21 protein-coding genes are annotated in these 17,047 nt (G+C 67.1%); 5 read left to right on the top strand and 16 right to left on the bottom strand.

Annotated elements, in window-relative coordinates; all coding sequences use genetic code 11:
- Window positions 1-3 precede the first annotated feature (3 nt).
- The 8 genes from flgK to flgA all read right to left on the bottom strand — a co-directional run bounded on the left by flgK (window position 4) and on the right by flgA (window position 7,814).
- Window positions 4-1,965: a flagellar hook-associated protein FlgK gene (gene flgK / locus ACE3SG_RS01630; RefSeq protein WP_374562181.1), complete on the bottom strand. Its 1,962-nt coding sequence runs from the start codon at window positions 1,963-1,965 to the stop codon at window positions 4-6.
- A 39-nt stretch (window positions 1,966-2,004) separates the two neighbouring features.
- The gene (gene flgJ, locus ACE3SG_RS01625) at window positions 2,005-2,883 is read right to left on the bottom strand and encodes a flagellar assembly peptidoglycan hydrolase FlgJ (protein ID WP_374562180.1); all 879 of its coding nucleotides are present in this window, start codon (window positions 2,881-2,883) and stop codon (window positions 2,005-2,007) included.
- Between the two features lie 14 nt (window positions 2,884-2,897).
- Window positions 2,898-4,034 (bottom strand): flagellar basal body P-ring protein FlgI, encoded by a 1,137-nt coding sequence (locus tag ACE3SG_RS01620; RefSeq protein ID WP_374562179.1) that lies wholly within the window; start codon window positions 4,032-4,034, stop codon window positions 2,898-2,900.
- Window positions 4,035-4,076: 42 nt separating this feature from the next.
- Window positions 4,077-4,808, bottom strand: coding sequence for a flagellar basal body L-ring protein FlgH (locus tag ACE3SG_RS01615; RefSeq protein WP_374562178.1), 732 nt, complete (start codon window positions 4,806-4,808; stop codon window positions 4,077-4,079).
- Between the two features lie 20 nt (window positions 4,809-4,828).
- Window positions 4,829-5,611 carry a flagellar basal-body rod protein FlgG gene (flgG, locus tag ACE3SG_RS01610; protein ID WP_374562177.1) on the bottom strand — a complete coding sequence of 261 codons (783 nt, stop codon included), beginning with the start codon at window positions 5,609-5,611 and terminating at the stop codon, window positions 4,829-4,831.
- Between the two features lie 445 nt (window positions 5,612-6,056).
- Window positions 6,057-6,464, bottom strand: coding sequence for a hypothetical protein (locus tag ACE3SG_RS01605; RefSeq protein ID WP_374562176.1), 408 nt, complete (start codon window positions 6,462-6,464; stop codon window positions 6,057-6,059).
- Window positions 6,465-6,583: 119 nt separating this feature from the next.
- Window positions 6,584-6,886 carry a flagellar biosynthesis anti-sigma factor FlgM gene (flgM, locus tag ACE3SG_RS01600; protein ID WP_374562175.1) on the bottom strand — a complete coding sequence of 101 codons (303 nt, stop codon included), beginning with the start codon at window positions 6,884-6,886 and terminating at the stop codon, window positions 6,584-6,586.
- 163 nt (window positions 6,887-7,049) lie between these two features.
- Window positions 7,050-7,814, bottom strand: a complete 765-nt coding sequence (gene flgA / locus ACE3SG_RS01595) for a flagellar basal body P-ring formation chaperone FlgA (RefSeq protein ID WP_374562174.1) — start codon at window positions 7,812-7,814, stop codon at window positions 7,050-7,052.
- A 164-nt stretch (window positions 7,815-7,978) separates the two neighbouring features.
- Between flgA and flgB the strand changes: the two genes are divergently transcribed.
- The 5 genes from flgB to flgF all read left to right on the top strand — a co-directional run bounded on the left by flgB (window position 7,979) and on the right by flgF (window position 11,793).
- Window positions 7,979-8,398, top strand: a complete 420-nt coding sequence (gene flgB / locus ACE3SG_RS01590) for a flagellar basal body rod protein FlgB (RefSeq protein ID WP_374562173.1) — start codon at window positions 7,979-7,981, stop codon at window positions 8,396-8,398.
- A gap of 121 nt (window positions 8,399-8,519) precedes the next feature.
- Window positions 8,520-8,966, top strand: a complete 447-nt coding sequence (gene flgC / locus ACE3SG_RS01585; RefSeq protein WP_374562172.1) for a flagellar basal body rod protein FlgC — start codon at window positions 8,520-8,522, stop codon at window positions 8,964-8,966.
- A 34-nt stretch (window positions 8,967-9,000) separates the two neighbouring features.
- Window positions 9,001-9,648 (top strand): flagellar hook assembly protein FlgD, encoded by a 648-nt coding sequence (locus ACE3SG_RS01580; protein WP_374562171.1) that lies wholly within the window; start codon window positions 9,001-9,003, stop codon window positions 9,646-9,648.
- A gap of 55 nt (window positions 9,649-9,703) precedes the next feature.
- Window positions 9,704-10,957: a flagellar hook protein FlgE gene (gene flgE, locus ACE3SG_RS01575; protein ID WP_374562170.1), complete on the top strand. Its 1,254-nt coding sequence runs from the start codon at window positions 9,704-9,706 to the stop codon at window positions 10,955-10,957.
- Window positions 10,958-11,058: 101 nt separating this feature from the next.
- Window positions 11,059-11,793 carry a flagellar basal-body rod protein FlgF gene (gene flgF / locus ACE3SG_RS01570; protein ID WP_374562169.1) on the top strand — a complete coding sequence of 245 codons (735 nt, stop codon included), beginning with the start codon at window positions 11,059-11,061 and terminating at the stop codon, window positions 11,791-11,793.
- A gap of 157 nt (window positions 11,794-11,950) precedes the next feature.
- Here the strand turns inward: flgF and ACE3SG_RS01565 are convergent, their stop codons facing one another.
- From ACE3SG_RS01565 to fliL, 8 genes are all read right to left on the bottom strand, one after another.
- The gene (locus ACE3SG_RS01565) at window positions 11,951-12,154 is read right to left on the bottom strand and encodes a hypothetical protein (RefSeq protein ID WP_374562445.1); all 204 of its coding nucleotides are present in this window, start codon (window positions 12,152-12,154) and stop codon (window positions 11,951-11,953) included.
- 202 nt (window positions 12,155-12,356) lie between these two features.
- Window positions 12,357-13,118, bottom strand: a complete 762-nt coding sequence (gene fliR, locus ACE3SG_RS01560; RefSeq protein ID WP_374562167.1) for a flagellar biosynthetic protein FliR — start codon at window positions 13,116-13,118, stop codon at window positions 12,357-12,359.
- A gap of 51 nt (window positions 13,119-13,169) precedes the next feature.
- Window positions 13,170-13,439 carry a flagellar biosynthesis protein FliQ gene (gene fliQ / locus ACE3SG_RS01555; protein WP_374562165.1) on the bottom strand — a complete coding sequence of 90 codons (270 nt, stop codon included), beginning with the start codon at window positions 13,437-13,439 and terminating at the stop codon, window positions 13,170-13,172.
- A 4-nt stretch (window positions 13,440-13,443) separates the two neighbouring features.
- A complete protein-coding gene (fliP, locus tag ACE3SG_RS01550) occupies window positions 13,444-14,175 on the bottom strand; it encodes a flagellar type III secretion system pore protein FliP (protein WP_374562444.1) in 732 nt (243 codons plus the stop codon).
- Between the two features lie 40 nt (window positions 14,176-14,215).
- Complete coding sequence (gene fliO / locus ACE3SG_RS01545; protein WP_374562164.1) at window positions 14,216-14,581, bottom strand: flagellar biosynthetic protein FliO; 366 nt, start codon at window positions 14,579-14,581, stop codon at window positions 14,216-14,218.
- A 94-nt stretch (window positions 14,582-14,675) separates the two neighbouring features.
- The gene (fliN, locus tag ACE3SG_RS01540; protein WP_374562163.1) at window positions 14,676-15,098 is read right to left on the bottom strand and encodes a flagellar motor switch protein FliN; all 423 of its coding nucleotides are present in this window, start codon (window positions 15,096-15,098) and stop codon (window positions 14,676-14,678) included.
- Between the two features lie 11 nt (window positions 15,099-15,109).
- Complete coding sequence (gene fliM / locus ACE3SG_RS01535; protein ID WP_374562161.1) at window positions 15,110-16,114, bottom strand: flagellar motor switch protein FliM; 1,005 nt, start codon at window positions 16,112-16,114, stop codon at window positions 15,110-15,112.
- Between the two features lie 115 nt (window positions 16,115-16,229).
- Window positions 16,230-16,862, bottom strand: coding sequence for a flagellar basal body-associated protein FliL (gene fliL, locus ACE3SG_RS01530; RefSeq protein ID WP_374562160.1), 633 nt, complete (start codon window positions 16,860-16,862; stop codon window positions 16,230-16,232).
- Window positions 16,863-17,047: the final 185 nt, after the last annotated feature.

The raw sequence follows: 17,047 nt of genomic DNA, 5'->3' as shown, positions 1-17,047 counted from the left end.
CCTTCAGCTTCCGATCTGCAGCATGGTGTCGAACACCGACTGCGCGACCTGCAATACCTTGGCCGCCGCCTGGTAGCCCTGCTGGTACTGGATCAGGCGGGCCGCCTCTTCGTCGAGGTTGACGCCGGCCTTCGAGGCCAGCTGCTCGCTGGCCTGGGTCGACGAGGCGGTGGAGATTTCAGACGACACGCGCGCGCTCTGCACCCGCACGCCGACATCGGCCATCGTGTCGGCATAGGCGTCGGTCACGGTGGCGCCGTCGAGGTAGTTGCCGTTCGAATCGAGCGTGCGACCGACGAACTGCTCGTCGGCCAGGTGTGATTGCGCCAGCGCGTTGCCGTTGTTGGTGGCCGGGAACAGCGTCTTGTCCACCGTCACCGTGTCACCGGTCGTCGGCACGCCGTTCAGCTCCAGCGCAAAGCCGTTGAGCTCGATCGGCTCGCCCGCCGTCCAGGTGCCGGTGCCGCTGCTGGCCAGCGCGCCAGAGGTGCGGTCGCGCAGCTCCCAGGTGTAGGCACCGGTGTCGTCGCTGAAGGTGATGGTGGCGGTCAGGTTCGGGTCGACCGTGCCATCGGTCATGCGCAGCTGGTCGACGGTCGCGGTGCCGGCGTTGTCGACCCCCATCGTGGCCTGCACCGGCTGGGCCGCGGCAATGCCGCTCGGGTCGTCGAGCACACGGTGCATGCCGCTGGCGGCGCGCGCCACCGGCTGCAACAGGAAGCGGTCGGTCGACGCCGGCGCCGGGGTGCCGATGTTGATGCGAAAACCATCGACCTCGTCGCCGTCGGCCACGCTGCGAGCCAGGCCGTCGGACAGGCGCACCAGCTGATACTGGCCGGCGTTGCTGGGGTCGGCGCGCAACGAGTAGTCGCTGGCCTGCAGCAGGCTGGCGTCGGTGATGTCCATCGTCACGGTCGACAGCAGCTGGCCGTTGACGTCACGCGCATTGGTGGCTGCCGGCAGGGCCTGCGACGGGCCGACCTCGAAGATGTCGGAGCCCGGCTTGCCGTTCAGGTCGATGCCCAGCGACTGGGCATGGTTGACTTCGGAGGCGAAGGCCAGCGCCATCTGGCCCAACCGGTTGCGGGCGTCGACCAGGTCGTCGTTCTGAAAGCGCAGCAGGCCGGCCATCGAGCCCGAGGTCAGCAGGTCATCGCTGAGCGCGAGCGACTGGCCATTGGAGTTGATCGACAAGCCGACGCGCGAGGCGTCGAGGTCGTCCGAGCGCACCGTCAGCTCGGCCGACTCGCCGCCCAGCACCAGCCGGTGGCCGCCGGCAAGGAACACCCCCACCGTGCCGTCGGACGCCGGGATGGTCGTCACATTGACGTACTGGCTGATCTGCTCGATCAGGTGGTCACGCTGGTCGAGCAGGTCGTTGGGCTGCTGGGTCTGGCCGCGGTTGGCGGAGATCTGTTCGTTGATGTCGGCCACGCGGGCGGCCAGCGCCGTCACGGTCTGGGCCGAGTTCTTCATGTCGCTGCGCACGCCGGCCTGCAGGATGTCGAGCCGGTTCGAGGCGTTGGAGAAACGGTCGCTGACATCGGCGGCGCGGGCCAGCACGGCCTGGCGGGCCGAGTTGTCGCCCGGCGCATTGGCCAGGTCGACCATCGACGCGAAGAAGTCACCCATCGCGTAGCCCAGGCCCTGGTCACCCGGCGGGAAGACGTTTTCCATCTGCGTCAGCTGGCCGTAGCGGGTCTGGTCGGCTGCGGCCATCGACTTGGCGGCCGCGGCCTGCATCGTCAGGAACTGGTCGTGCGCACGCTTGACGTTGACGACGTTGACGCCCTTGCCGAAGAAGCCGGCACCGGTGAACTGGCCGTTGGCGGTGGCCAGCTCCACTTCCTGGCGCGAATAGCCTTCGGTGTTCGCGTTGGCGATGTTGTGGCCGGTGACGTTGAGCGACGCCGTGTTGGCAAACATCGCCCGCATGCCGATCGACATCAAGGTAGAGCTGGACATGCGTGGGTCTCCGGGCTGCGCGGCGCGCTGGGGCGCGGCTTAGGCCGTGGCGCTGCGTTGCAGGCGCAGCGTGGTGTTGATGACTTTCGACAGCTTTTCCGCGTAGGCGGGGTCGGTCGCGTAACCGGCGCGTTGCAGGCCTTGGGCAAAGCCGTGCGCGTTGCCGCGCGAGGCCAGCACCTGCTCGTAGCGCGGGTTGGTCTTCATCAGGTTGGCGTAGTCGGCAAAGCTCTCGGCGTAGCTCGAATACGCGCGGAACTTCTGCACCACCTTGCGGGCCACGCCGTTGGTGTATTCGGTGGTCATCACGTCGGCGGTCGGGCCGGTCCAGTTGGCACCGGCCTTGATGCCGAACAGGTTGTGCGCCGAGCTGCCGTCGGCATGGCGGATCTCTTTGCGGCCCCAGCCGGTCTCGTGCGCGGCCTGGGCGATCATGAACGACGCGGGGATGCCGCTGGCCGCCTCGGCGCTGGCCGCGGCGGTCTGGTGCTGTTGCACGAAGCCCAGCGCCGCCTGCTGCGGCACCTTGACCTCGGCATTGGGCTTGAGCGGGTTCACCGGCGTGCGGTTGGCGCTCTCGGCCTTCGGGATCGGGCCGGGGTTCATGCCCATCTGGCGTTCGAGCTGGCGCGCGATCACGTCCGACAAGCCACCCGGCAGACCCGACAACTTGCCGGCCCACTGCGTGTCGAGCATTTCCGAGCCCATCTTGGTGGCCTCGTTCTCGAGCATGCCGGTGGACTGCGCCGACTCGCGCATGTTTTTCAGCAACTGCTGCATGAACAGCGACTCGAACTGCTTGGCGGCCTCACGCACGGCGGCCTTCGGGTCCTTGCTGGCCGCGACCTTCAGCGATTCGATGCCGCGCGCGTCGCCGTAGCCGGTGCGGGCCAGGGCGGCAGGGTTGTTGATGCTCATGGCATGGTGCCCCGTCAGATCACTTCGAGCTCGGCCTGCAGCGCGCCGGCCGACTTCATCGCCTGCAGGATGGCCAGCAGGTCTTGCGGCGTCGCGCCGAGCGAGTTCAGGGCCTTCACCACGTCGGCCAGCTGGGCGCCGGCGGGCAGCGCGATGATCGAGCCGCCTTGCTGGGTGATCGAGATGTCGGACTTCTCCTTCACCACTGTCTCACCGGGCGACAAGGCGCCGGGCTGGCTGATGACGGGCGAGGAGCTGATGGTGACCGACAGGCTGCCGTGCGCCACCGCGCAAGGCGCCAGCGTGACCGACTGGTTCAGCACGATCGATCCGGTGCGCGGGTTCAGCACGATCTTGGCGGCCGGCTTGGCCAGCTCGAGCGGCAGATTCTCGATGTCGGCCAAGAAGCCGATGCGCGAGTCGCTGTCCATCGGCGCACGCACGCGCACCACGCGGCCGTCGACCGCCTGCGCGGTGCCGGCGCCCTTGGCGGCGTTGATGGCCTGGGCCACCGCGCGGGCGGTGGCGAAGTCGGCCGAGTCGAGGTCGAGCTGGATCGAGTCGCCCTGGTTCAGCGGCGTGGGCACCGAGCGTTCGACGGTGGCGCCCTGCGGCACGCGACCGCCGGACAGGTGGTTGATCTGCACCTTCGAGCCGTTGGCCGAGGCGCCGGCTCCGCCGACGATCAGGTTGCCTTGGGCGACAGCATAGACCTGGCCATCGGCGCCTTTCAGCGGCGTGGCCACCAGCGTGCCGCCGCGCAGGCTCTTGGCGTTGCCGATCGAGGCGACGCTGATGTCGATCTGTTGGCCGGGTTGGGCGAAAGCGGGCAGTTGCGCGGTGACCAGCACCGCGGCGATGTTCTTCAGCTGCATCGAGGTGCCGGGCGGCACGGTGATGCCCATCTGCTGCAGCATCGAGGTGATGCCTTGCTGCGTGAACGGGGTCTGCTGGGTCTGGTCGCCGGTGCCGTCCAGGCCCACGACCAGGCCGTAGCCGATCAGCTGGTTGGAGCGCACGCCCTGGACGGAGGCGACTTCCTTGATCCGCTGCGCGGCCTCGGCGGGCCAGGGCCACCACAGCGCCGCGCTCGCGACCAGGGCGGTCAGCGCCATCGCGGCGCGCATGAGTCGGTCAGAAGAGGTGGTCATGGTTGGCAAGACTGGGAGTGCTTGCCACCATTTTGAAAAACTTTAGACCGGCCAAAGGCTTAAAAAGAATCGTGCCAACCAGCCAGTTCCTTGGGCATCGGCCATTGCGCCACGGCCCCGGTGCTCGACGCGCACGTTGGCCACCTGGGCACTGGGGATCGTGTTGCCGGGCTGGATCGAACGCGGGTCGACCTGGCCGGTGAAGCGCAGCACGTCGACATGCTGGTTGACGCCGATCTGCTTCTCGCCGGCGACGATCAGGTGGCCGTTGGGCAGCACGCCCACCACGCTGGCGGTGATGGTGCCGGTGAAGTCGTTGTTGCTGGTCGTCGCGCCCTTGCCGGCAAAGGTGTTGGCGCTGGTGGCCGCGGCGTTGGCGCCGGCCAGGTGCAGGGCCTTCACGCCCGGCAGGGCCGAGATGCCGACGTTCAGGTCGCCGCTCTTGTCGACCGTCGAGTTGGCGCTCTGGCTGGCCGCGATCTTCTCGACGATCTGGATCGTCAAGGTGTCGCCGACCAGTCGCGCGCGGTGGTCTTCGAACATCGGCCGGTAGCTGGCCGACTGGTAGATCGAGCCGGTCACCGGCGCCTGCTGCGCGGCGGCGTAGCTGGTGACGGGCATCTGCATCGGGATCGGCGTGGGGCCGCCTTCGGGCAACGCCGGCGCAGTGGCGGTCGGGAAGTCGACCTTGGCCTCGGTGGGCAGCATCGACTGGCAGGCCGCCAGCGAGAACAGCGGCACAGCGGCCGCCAGCGTACGAAGCAGGGTCGACATGGTGGGTCTCACGGCAGTGTTCACAGTTGCGACAGGCGTTGCAGCATCTGGTCGGAAGTGGAGATGGCCTTCGAATTCAGCTCGTAGGCGCGCTGGGTCTGGATCATCGAGACCAGCTCTTCGACGACGTTGACGTTGCTGGTTTCGAGAAAGCCGTGCTGCAGGCTGCCCAGGCCCGAGCTGCCGGGCGCGCCGCTGTTGGGTGAGCCCGACGACGCGGTCTCGCCGAACAGGTTGCTGCCGCGCGGCTCGAGGCCGCCCGGGTTGATGAAGCTGGCAATCTGCAACTGGCCCACGGTCTGCAACTGGGCCTGGCCGGGCAACGCGACGCTGACGGTGCCGTCGGCGGCGATCGTCACGCTTTGCGCATTGGCCGGGATGGTGATGCCGGGCTGTACCAGGTAGCCGCTGTTGGTGACCATCTGGCCCTGCGCATCGAGCTGGAACGAGCCGTCGCGGGTGTAGGCGGTGCCACCGTCGGGCGTGGAGATCTGGAAGAAGCCGTTGCCCTTGATCGCCACATCCAGGTTGCCGCCGCTTTGCTGCAGGTTGCCCTGGCTAAAGTTGCGCGCGCTGGCCACGGCCCGGGTGCCCAGGCCGATCTGCAGGCCGGTCGGCAGCTGCGTCTGCTCGGAGCTGGCCGCGCCCGATTGGCGCAGGTTCTGGTAGATCAGGTCTTCGAACTGTGCGTGGGCTCTCTTGTAGCCGCTGGTGGCGACGTTGGCGAGGTTGTTCGAGATATGGTCCAGCTGGGTCTGCTGGGCTTCCATCCCGGTTTTCGAAATCCAGAGCGAACGAATCATGACGTGCTCCAAGCACTGAGGGGGTCTTGCCCAGATGATCCGCGGGACTTGAGGGGCGTGAGGCTCCGAAAAGCGGGGCTTTCGACGGGTTGATGGTGGCTGGGGGTGAGCGGATCAGGAAGGCGGGGCGCTGTGCTCCGTTCATGTCCCCCGCCGCCAGCCTGACGGCTGCCGGCTCCTCCTTTACTTCACTGCGCACAACACCCCGCCTCCCTGATCGGCACCGTCGTCGTTCGTATGAAACGAAGGTCAAACCACGGTGCCGGCCGAGGGGGTTGGGTGACCGGCGCAGTGAAGTATTAGGAGGAGGCAGCGGCCAAAGGCCGATGCCGGGGGACATGAACGTAGCCGGTCACCCAACCCCCTCGGCCCACGCCACCACGTGCCGCTCCAAAACAAGAACGGCCCGCCGAAGCGAGCCGCCTTTCATGCAATCGAGAAAGCGTCAGGCTTCAGCGACACCACTGGAAGCGGCACGCCACGGGTTGCCTTGGGCGCCGTAAACCGGTGCCTGCGCGGTGCCGGCTTCGGGCAGCAGGATCTCGATCGATTTGTCGAGCGAGACCGAGGCGCGGGCGATCGCCTCGCGCAGCGCGGCAACCTGGCCACCGGCCATCGCCAGGCGGCGGCGCAGCGCCGGGGGCATGCCGCCGTTGCGGGCGGCGCGGGTCGAATGGTCGACCGCCAGCGTCAACGCGCGGTGCAGCGCGGTCGAGGCCATCTCGGTGCTGTCGGCGTCGCGGTTCTTCAGCGCTTCGGCCAGCTCGGCCAGGCGCGCTTCCACGGCGGTCAAGGCCGACTCCAGGTCGGATGTCTGGCGCAGCGCGTGTTGTTCAGCGGGAGAGCTCAGCATGGTGCGGTGGGGTGCTGTGGCGCGCGGCCAGGGTGATATGAAGCGTGCCGCTCGCAGCAGCGGGCAGCAGGCGGTGAAGCAGTCGGCAGGCGGCGCGGGCGGCCCGCGCCGGTGTCAGGTCAGGACGACGAATACTTGCGCAGCAGCTCTTGCGTGTTGGCAATGAGCTTGTCGGCGATCGCGTCGGCGTTGACCTCGAACTTGCCGTCGCGAATGGCCTGGGCCATGCGGGCGACCTTGTCGGCGTCGAAGGTGCCGTCGGTGTCGGCGCTGCTGATCATGCTGGCGGTGGTCGAGATGCTGACCGTCGCGCTCGGCTGCGCAGAACCGGTGCTGCCACCAGTCTTGTCTGCACTGCCCGACTTGCGATCGTTCTGCATCGGCGCCACGGTGGCTTTGGTATCGAGTGAACCGATTTTCATGGAACTCTCCTGAAATCCGAAGCGGACCCGGCGGGAACTTTCGGCATTGATCGGGTTTCGACAGTGCCCGACAGAACTTTAGGACTATTTCGCACGGCCTTCAAAGTGACCGCCTTCAACGCGCCCCAAGGAACGAAGGGCAGCGCCCTTTGCGCTTTGGTCGTCACAGCGCCACCTCCACCTGCCGGTCGCCCACCGGGCGGCCCTGCAGCAGCCGGCCAGACTCGGTGCGGATGCGCACAGTCTGCCCTTCCAGCCCCGGGTTCATCGCTTCGCCTTCGGTCACGACCTGCCAGCCCGGGCCCACGGCCACGACCCGCACCGTCTCACCGGCCGCAAACCATTGCCGTGCCTTCAAGTCTGTCTGCCGCAGTGCGGTGCCCGCGGGCACCGGCCGGCTCAGGGTACGCCCAATCGCCAGCCCAGGCTGGCTGATCGGCAACCCGGGGGCCGCTGCCAGGTCGACCTCGGCTTCGGTGAAATGTTCCGCCGCGAGCTGGGTGCCACCGGCCAATGCCGTCTGCGTGACCAGCGAGCGAGACCAGACATGCACCGTGATCGGCAGCGTGACGTTCCAGAGCTTGCTGCCCTGGGTGCACTTCAGGCCGATGCGGGTGCGCCCCCAGACCGGCAGGCCGGGCGGCAGATAGGGTTCGATGCGCTGGCATGGCGCCAATTTGAGGCGCGGATCCAGGCTGCCCACCTCGACCTCGACGCGGGCCTGCCCCAGGCCGGCACGGCCAGCGCTGTCGCGGGCCATCTGCTGCACCTGGGCGCTGACGGCCGCCATCTCGGGGTTGTCCTGGGCCACCGGCGCAGCCGCCTGGCCCCAGGCCAGCCCGGCACTGCACAGCGCCGCGGCGCCGGCCAGGCGCACCAGATCACGCGAACGGGCGCGCAAGGCAGACGGAGAACGGGTGAGGCTCATGGCCAGTGACTGTAGGCATGCTGGCCCGCAGCCAAGGCGCGAAATGGCGGGGTCATGGGCCGCTATTCGGGCCTTTGCCCAAGGGGCCGACTTTCACAATCGGCGAACGCGGCGTTGTGTCTGTTATCGGCCCACCGCCCTTGAACCTGAAGGATTTCTGCACCATGAACGTCAACCGCCTGACCTCGCAGCTGGACTTCCAAGCCCAGGCCTTGACGCTTCGCGCCGAACGCCAGCGGGTGATCGCCAGCAACATCGCCAACGCCGACACGCCGGGCTACCAGGCCCGCGACCTGGATTTTTCGACTGCGCTGAAGGCGGCCACCGGCCAACTGCCCGCCGCCGGCCAGATGGCAACCACCCGGGCCGGCCACATGGCGCTGCCCGGCGGCGCCACCGCCGAGCAGGCGGCGCTGCGCTACGCCACGCCGAGCCAGACCAACCTCGACAGCAACAGCGTCGACATGGACCGCGAACGCGCGAGCTTCGCCGAGAACTCGGTGAAGTACGAGGCGACGCTGCGCTTCATCAACGGCCACGTCCGCGAGATGCTGGACGCGATGAAGAGCCCCAGCCAAGGCTGAGCGACGCTGACATGACACCGACCACGATCAACGCAAGCGGGCCGAGCGACGGGCCGCTCCCTAGCCGGCCCGCCATCCCCTCGGGGGATCGGCCGACGTACTCGACGGACGAGGGGCTGACATGAGCATGTTCAAGGTCTTTGATATCTCCGGCAGCGCGGTCAGCGCGCAAAGCCAGCGGCTGAACGTGGTGGCCTCGAACCTGGCCAACGCCGACAGCGTGGCCGGCCCCGATGGCCAGGCCTACAAGGCGCGCCAGGTCGTGTTCCAGACCGTGCTGATGGGGGCTTCGGGCAGCGCCGCCGGCGCCGACCCGGGCAACCCGGTCGACGGCAGCGCCGGTGTGCGCGTGTCGACGATCAGCGAAGACCAGACGCCTGGCCGCAAGGTGCACCAGCCCGGCCACCCCGCCGCCGATGCCGAGGGCTACGTGACCTTCAGCAACGTGAACCCGGTCGAGGAGATGGTCAACATGATCTCGGCCTCGCGGTCGTACCAGAACAACATCGAGGTGATGAACACCGCGAAGACCTTGCTGCAGAAGACCCTGCAGCTGGGCCAGGGCTGACGCGCCCTCACCCTAACCCGGACCGCCACGCGCCATGACCATCGCCGCCCTGAACAACAACGCCAAGACCGCTGCCAACAGCGTGAACGACAGCTCGACCAGCGCGGCCGAGCAGTCCGACCGCTTCATGAAGCTGCTGGTCGCGCAAATGCAGAACCAGGACCCGTTGAACCCGATGGACAACGCGCAGGTCACGACGCAGATGGCGCAGATCAGCACCGTCTCGGGCCTGGAGAAACTCAACGGCACCGTGTCGGGCCTGAACGGCCAGTTCGTGCAGCTGCAGGCGATGCAGAGCGCCGCGCTGATCGGCCACGATGTGGCGGTCGAAGGCAACACGCTGCGGGTGCAAGACGGCACCGGCGACGGCGGCTTCGAGCTGAGCAGCGCCGCCACCGATGCCAAGGTCGAGATCCAGAACAGCGCCGGCGCCACGATCGGCACCGTCGAGCTGAAAGACCTGGACGCCGGCCGCCACGATTTCAGCTACGCCGTGCCCGACGCCTACAAGAACAGCACGCTGAGCTTCAAGGTCACCGCCACCAGCGGCAAGACCCCGGTCGAGGCGATGACGCTGGCCCACCAGCGCATCAAGGCCGTCAGCACCTTCGGCGACACGCTCGCGCTCGAGCTGTCCAACGGCGACCGCGTGGCCTACGACGCGGTCTGGGCCTTCCTCTGACCCGCCACCCGCTCGCTTTCACCTCCTTCTCTTTTCCCGCCCCCAGGAGCAACCCATGAGCTTCCAGCAAGGTCTTTCCGGCTTGAACACCACGTCCAAGAGCCTGGAGGTGATCGGCAACAACATCGCCAACGCCAACACGTTCGGCGCCAAGGGCTCGCGTGCCGAGTTCTCGGACATGTACGCCGCCGCGCTGAACGGCGCCGGCACCAACAACATCGGCATCGGCGTCAGCCTGGCCGCGGTGTCACAGCAGTTCACCCAGGGCAGCATCACCGCGACCGAGAACCCGATGGACTTGGCGCTCAACGGCGGCGGCTTCTTCCAACTGTCCGACACCAGCGGCAGCACCGTCTACAGCCGCAACGGCCAGTTCAAGGTCGACCAGAACGGCTACATCGTCAACAACGGCAGCATGAAGCTGATGGGCTACATGGCCGACAACAACGGCGTGATCCAGCCCGGCGCCGCGGTGCCGCTGCAGCTGCCCACCGCCGGCATCAACCCGCAGGTGACGACCAAGATCTCGCTCGAGTTCAACCTCGACAAGAGCGAGGGCATCACCCCGGCCACCTCGCCGCTGATCGACTTCGACGACCCGACGACCTACGCCGAGGCGACCGAAGCCACGGTGTACGACGCAGCCGGCCAGCCGGTGACCGTGAGCTACTACTTCCAGAAGACCGCCGACGACACCTGGAACGTCTTCGCCCGCGCCAACGGCACCACCTGCGCCGGCACCGACGCCGACCCGCAGCCGGTGACCACGCTCACCTTCTCGGCCGACGGCTCGACCTTCAACTCCAGCAGCAACACGCTGGACGTGCCGACCACGGTCGACGCCAACGGTGTCTCCACGCTCGCCATCCCCGGCGTCGAAATGGACTTCAGCGGCTCGACCCAGTACGGCTCGGCCTTCGGCGTGACCAACCTCGACCAGGACGGCTACAGCGCCGGTTCGTTGAGCGGCATCACCTTCGACAACTCGGGCATCGTGATGGCCCGCTACACCAACGGCCAGACCAAGCCCGCCGGCCAGCTGCAGCTGGCGAACTTCCGCAACCCGCAGGGCCTGCAGCCGCTGGGTGGCAACGGCTGGCGCACCACCTACGCCTCGGGCGACCCGTTGGTCGGCACGCCCGGCAGCGGTGCCTTCGGTGTGCTGCAGGCCGGTGCGCTGGAAGAGTCCAACGTCGACCTGACCGGCGAGCTGGTCAACATGATCACCGCGCAGCGCAACTACCAGGCCAACGCGCAGACGATCAAGACGATGGACCAGGTGATGCAGACCTTGGTCAACCTGAGGTAATGGCCCCCAAGACGCCTGCGGCCCCCCGAGGGGGAGCGTTCGGCTAGGGGCGGCCCGTCGCCGAACATCCATTCACCAGCGAACCGTCCCAGGAGATTCCGATGGACCGCATGATCTACCTGTCGATGTCCGGCGCGAAAGCCGCGATGTCGCGCCAGGACGTGCTCGCGCACAACCTGGCCAACGCGTCGACCACCGGTTTTCGCGAAGAGCTGGCCGCGTTCCGCGCGGTGCCGGTGCGCGGCGACGGCGCCTCGACCCGCGTCTACTCGCTGGAGACCACCGTCGGCTACAAGTCGGAGTCGGGCGCGGTGCAACCCACCGGCCGCAACCTCGACGTGGCGATGAAGGGCAACTCGTGGCTGTCGGTCCAGGGGCTGGACGGCACCGAGGCCTACACCCGCGCCGGGTCGCTCGAGGTCAACGCCGAAGGCCTGCTGGTCACCCACAACGGCCTGCAGGTGCTGGGCGATGGCGGCCCGATCACCGCACCGGCCAACGCCGAGCTGCAGATCGCGCCGGACGGCACCGTCAGCGCCACCGTGCCCGGCGCCAAGCCGCAGTCGGTGGGCAAGCTCAAGCTCGTCACCCCCGAAGCCGACAACCAGCTCAGCCGCGGCGCCGATGGCCTGTTCCGCGCCGCCAACGGCGATCTGGCCGCCGACCCGAACGCCCGCCTGCAAGACGGCGCGCTCGAAGGCTCCAACGTCAGCCCGGTCGAGACCATGGTCGCGATGATCTCGGCCGCGCGCCAGTTCGAGCACCAGATGAAGCTGATCCAGACCTCCGAGCGGCAGGAGCAGACCGCCGCCAAGCTGCTGTCGGCCAACGGCTGATCGCCCGCGGGCCGATGGGCCGCACGCTGCACCCAGCCCGCTTCGGCGGGCTGTTTCGTTTGGCGGACCGGGGCGGCGCAGCGATCTGCCTTGCGGGCCGATCGCTGCGCCGCCCTGCCCGCAGCGCCTTGTCGACAGTCTCTTGCTGTCGGAGCCTTCAGTGCGCCACCACGGCCGGCACCGAGAACTCTCTTCCCACCACAGCCCGCGCGTAAAAATAGTTCGCCCTGGCCCGATCGCTCAGCTCGTCGAGGTGGACATCACCCGACGGATCGCAGGGAAAGCTCAAACCCCGGCCCTCGTTGAACAGCGACATGAAGCGCAGCTCGTAGCCGCACGCATCGTGGCCGTCTGCGGCCATGGGCCGAGCTTGGTTGGCATTCGGGATCGGGTTCATGGCGTGCTCCTCGTGTCCGCAGTCGTCTTGACGCCAGATACGCAGCGCGAGGCTGTTTGGAGGCAGTCCCTCGTTGCGTTCAACGCTCTCACCCACTAATACGTAAAGCGGGGGCGGTTTCGGACATCGGGAGGCGCCAATACTTCACAGCCGCGGCGCGAAAACTTCACTGGAAGTGGGCCAGCATGCGTTCGAGCGTCGCAACGAACGGGTTTTCCATCAGCGGCAGGATGAACAGCAGGCTGGCCAGCCCGATGCCCATCGTGATCGGGAAGCCGATCGAGAAGATGTGGGTCTGCGGCGCGACCCGCGAGATCACCCCCAGCACCACGTTGACGAACATCATGATCGCGATCAGCGGCAGCGCGATCCACAGGCCCATCTTGAACACCTCGGCCCCCCACTGGTGGGGCATCGTCGCCGTCAGGAAGGCAAAGGGCTCCGGGCCGACCGGAAAGGCCGTCAGGCTCTGCACCACCACGGCGATCACCGTCAGGTGGCCGTTGACGACGATGAACAGAAAGGCGACCAGCGTGCCGAAGAAGCGGCTGACGGCGGTGGTCTGCGTGGCGGTCATCGGATCGAAGAAGCCCGCGAAGTTCATGCCCATCTGCAGCCCGGCGATCTCGCCGGCGAATTCGACCGTGGCGAAGACGATGCGCACCGCGAAACCGAGCGACAGCCCGATCAGCAGCTGCTGAACCACCAGCAGCACGGCCTGGGCCGAATCCAGCGGCACCGGGGCGATCGGCGGCGCGACACCACCGGCACAGACGGCAACCAGAAACGCCAGCGCCACCCGCACGCGCATCGGCACCAGGCGCTGGCCCATGATGGGCATTGCCTGGAAAAGCGCCAGCACACGCAAGAAAGGCCACAGCACGGGCGTGATCCACGCCAGCAGCTGGGCCTCTGTGAGGGTGATCATCCTCGAGTCGTGGTCACGCAGGGGGTTGACGCCGAGACCCCGGCCGCCACATCAACCGGCTGCCGAAGGGATGGCCAACAGCATGTTGCGCAGGTAGTCGACCAACGTGGACATCATCCACGGGCCGGCGACCGCGATCACCGCGACGGCGGCGATCAGCTTGGGCACGAAGCTCAGCGTGGCCTCGTTGATCTGCGTGGCGGCCTGGAAGATGCTGACCAGCACGCCGACGACCAGGATCACCAGCAGCATCGGCGCCGACACGGTGAGCAGCATCATCAGGCCTTGCTGGCCGTAGGTGAAAACTTGGGCGGAATCCATGGATTTACGTGGCAAAGCTGGCCGCAAGAGAGCCGAGCAGCAGGTTCCAGCCATCGGCCAGCACGAACAGCATCAGCTTGAAGGGCAGTGCCACGAGCACCGGCGACAACATCATCATCCCCAGGCTCATCAGCACGCTGGCCACGATCATGTCGATGATCAGGAAAGGCACAAAGATCAAAAAGCCGATCTGGAAGGCGCTTTTCAACTCACTGGTCACGAAGGCCGGCACCAGCACCTTGAACGGCACGTCCTCGCCCTTGATCGCAGGGTCGAGCTTGGCCAGCTTGGCGAACAGCTGCACGTCGGACTGGCGGGTCTGCTTCAGCATGAACTCGCGCATCGGCACTTCGCCGCGCTTCAAGGCTTCGTCGAACGCGATCTGGTTGGCCGAATACGGCACCCAGGCGTTGGCGTAGACCTTGTCGATCGTCGGCGACATCACGAAGAAGGTCAGGAACAGGCTCAGGCCCACGATCACCTGGTTCGGCGGCGCGGCCTGGGTGCCCAGCGCCTGGCGCAGCAACCCGAGCACGATGACGATGCGGGTGAAGCCGGTCATCAGCAGCAGCACCGCCGGCAGGAACGACAGCGCGGTGAAGAACAGCAGTGTCTGGATCGGCACCGAGTAGCTGGTGCCGCCGGCCCCCTGGCCGATGACCAGCGGCAGCGACGGCGCCGCCGGCGCGGCCTGTGCTTGCGCCTCGGCCGGCAACAGCACGGCACCGAGCAGCATCAGGCCACCGATGTAGAGCACGCGCCGCAGCGTGGTGGGCTCAGTCATGCGACGGCCCCCCCGCCGGGCCCGGGCCCGAGCGCCACTTGGCAATCAGTTGGCTCACCGTCGCCGCCTGCGGCGTGCGCAGCGCCGGCGGCACTTCGGCCGGTGCGTCCAGCTGAGTCAGGTGGGTGATGTTGTCGGGCGTCACGCCCAGCACCAGCCAACGTGCCGTGGCGCCCTGCCCCAGCTCGACCACCACCACCCGTTGCGAGGGCGACAGCGACAGGCTCGACACGGTGCGCATCAACCCGTCCTGCCCAGCGCCGGCGTAGCCGGAGCGACGCAGCAGCCACAGCGCGACGGGGATCAGCGCCACCACGGCCATGAAGGCCAGCAAAGGCATCAACGATGAACTGGGCATTTGTTCCTACCAAGTCGCTTGCGCGGATCCGGCTCTGCCGGTCCGCTGCAAGAGCCCCCGCGGGGGGCAGCGACCGGAAGGGAGCGTGGGGGCTTCATGTTCTGCTGAGTCGACGCATCCGTTCGCTGGGGGTCACGATGTCTGTCAGGCGGATACCGAACTTGTCATTCACCACCACCACTTCGCCCTGGGCGATCAGGAAGCCGTTGACCAGCACGTCCATCGGTTCACCGGCCAAGGTCTCGAGTTCGACCACCGAGCCCTGGGCCAGCTGAAGGATATTCTTGATCGGAATCCGTGTGCGGCCCAGTTCCACGGTCAGCTGGACGGGAATGTCCAGGATCATGTTCAGGTCATTGCCCGCGCCGGCCACGCCGGTCGGCGAGAAATTGGCGAAAGACGCGGGCGAAACCTGCTCGGCCGGCGCCGCCAGCTCGCTGGCCACGTCGCCGCCGCCCTTGGACTCGGCAAGCGCCGCAGCCCAGGCATCAGCCATGTCGTCTTGGTCATTGGCCATTGCAGGCTCCTTCAGCTGGCGTTGTTCTCACCCAGCCAACCGAGGTTGCTGCTGGTGAGCAAGTGATCGATCTTGATCGCATAGTGGCCGTCCGACGTGCCGTAGTGGCAATCGAACACCGGCACCCCGTCGACCTTGGCCTGGATCATCGGCAACAGGTCGAGTTCGACGAAATCACCCGGCTTGAAGGCCAGCAGCTGCTCGACCGTGGCCTGGGCCGTGCCCAGCTCGGCCACCAGGTCGACCTCGGCCGACTTGATCTGCTCTTTCAGCAGGTTGACCCAGCGGCGGTCCGGCTCGGACGAGTCGCCCTGGATCGACGAGTACAGCACGTCGCGGATCGGCTCCAGCGTCGAATACGGGATGCAGAAGTGGATCGTGCCCGAGGTCTCGCCGATCTCCAGCGTGAACGACGACGAGACGACGATCTCGCTGGGCGTGGCGATGTTGGCGAACTGCGGCTGCATCTCCGAGCGCTGGTAGTCCAGCTCGAGCGGGTAGATGCCGTGCCAGGCGCGGCGGTACTCGGCCACGATGCAGTCGACCAGGCGCTCGATCACGCGCTGCTCGGTGGCCGAGAAGTCACGGCCCTCGATGCGGGTGTGGAACTTGCCCACACCGCCGAAGAGGGCATCGATCACCGAAAACACGATGCTCGGGTCGCACACGATCAGGCCCGAGCCGCGCAGCGGCCGCACCGAGACGATGTTGAAGTTGGTGGGCACGACGATCTCGCGCAGGAAGGCCGAGTACTTCTGGACCTTGATGCCGTTGATCGAGACCTCGGGGCTCTTGCGGATGAAATTGAACAGCCCGATGCGGATGTTGCGGGCAAAGCGCTCGCCGATGATTTCCATCGTCGGCATGCGGCCACGGACGATGCGCTCCTGGCTCGCGATGTCGTAGTTGCGAATGCCACTGGTGGGCATTTCCTCCTGCTCGAGCTTCTGGCTCTCGCCGGTGATGCCCTGCAGCAGCGCGTCGACTTCGTCTTGCGAGAGGATTTGCTGGTTCATGGTGACTCAATAACCGTAAGCGAAGGCACGGTCCGCGCGCAGCCGCCGGGCCGCCCCAAGGCGGAGCGCGGTTCCCCTCGGGGGAAAGCCGTCGAAGACGGAAGGGGTCGACATGTCACTGGATGATGAACGACGAGAACTGCACCGACTTGATCGGCAGGTCTTGGGCTTCTTCGTCCGCGGCTTTGGCCTTCTTCTTCTTTTTCTTCTTGTTGGCCGCCACCTCGTCTTCGTCGGGCAGGTCGATCCCCATCGGGCGCAGGGCTTCGCGGCGCACTTCCTTGGCCAGCGTTTCCTTGCCCTCGGGCTCCATCAGCTCTTCGGAGGTCTTGTGGGCCAGCAGCAGCAGCACGTTGTTGCGGATCGCCGGCATGTAGGCCTTGATCTCGTCGCCGGTGTGCGCATCGGCCACTTCGAGCGTGATGCCGACCTGGGCGAACCGGTCGGCCTCGCGGTCGGCGAGGTTGACGACGAAAGGCTCGAGCGGCACGAACACCGGCGGCACGTGCTTCTCGTCTTTCTTGCTTTCCTTGGCGGCGGCCTTGCGGCCGGTGTCGGCGCCTTCGCTGTCGTCCTCTTCTTCGGCGGCAGCGGCTTCGGCGGCAGCCTTCTTCTTGATGTAGACGACGGCCCCACCCCCGCCGATCCCCAGCAACGCCACCAGCGCGGCGATCAGGATGATCAGCTTCTTCTTGCCCTTCTTGGGCGCGACTTCAGCGGCATCGGCAGCAGCTGCGGCAGCGGACATGGTGGAGGCTCCTTGCTCGGTTCGGTTCGCTTGCCGTTCGGCCGCCCAAGGCAGCGCGCAAACGGGTTGCGTTCCCGACGATTATTGAGAGCAAGGGCCGCGCGAGAAGGCGCGAATAGCGGGTGATTTATGGCCATCCTGCAAACAATTGGCGCCCCTCGCCCGACGAGTACGTCGAACGATGC

This window comes from Ideonella sp. (assembly GCF_041914305.1).
In the GTDB taxonomy this organism is placed as follows: domain Bacteria; phylum Pseudomonadota; class Gammaproteobacteria; order Burkholderiales; family Burkholderiaceae_C; genus Ideonella.
The sequence above is the reverse complement of the archived record's forward strand: the minus strand, read 5'-3'. Positions and strand labels throughout refer to the sequence as shown.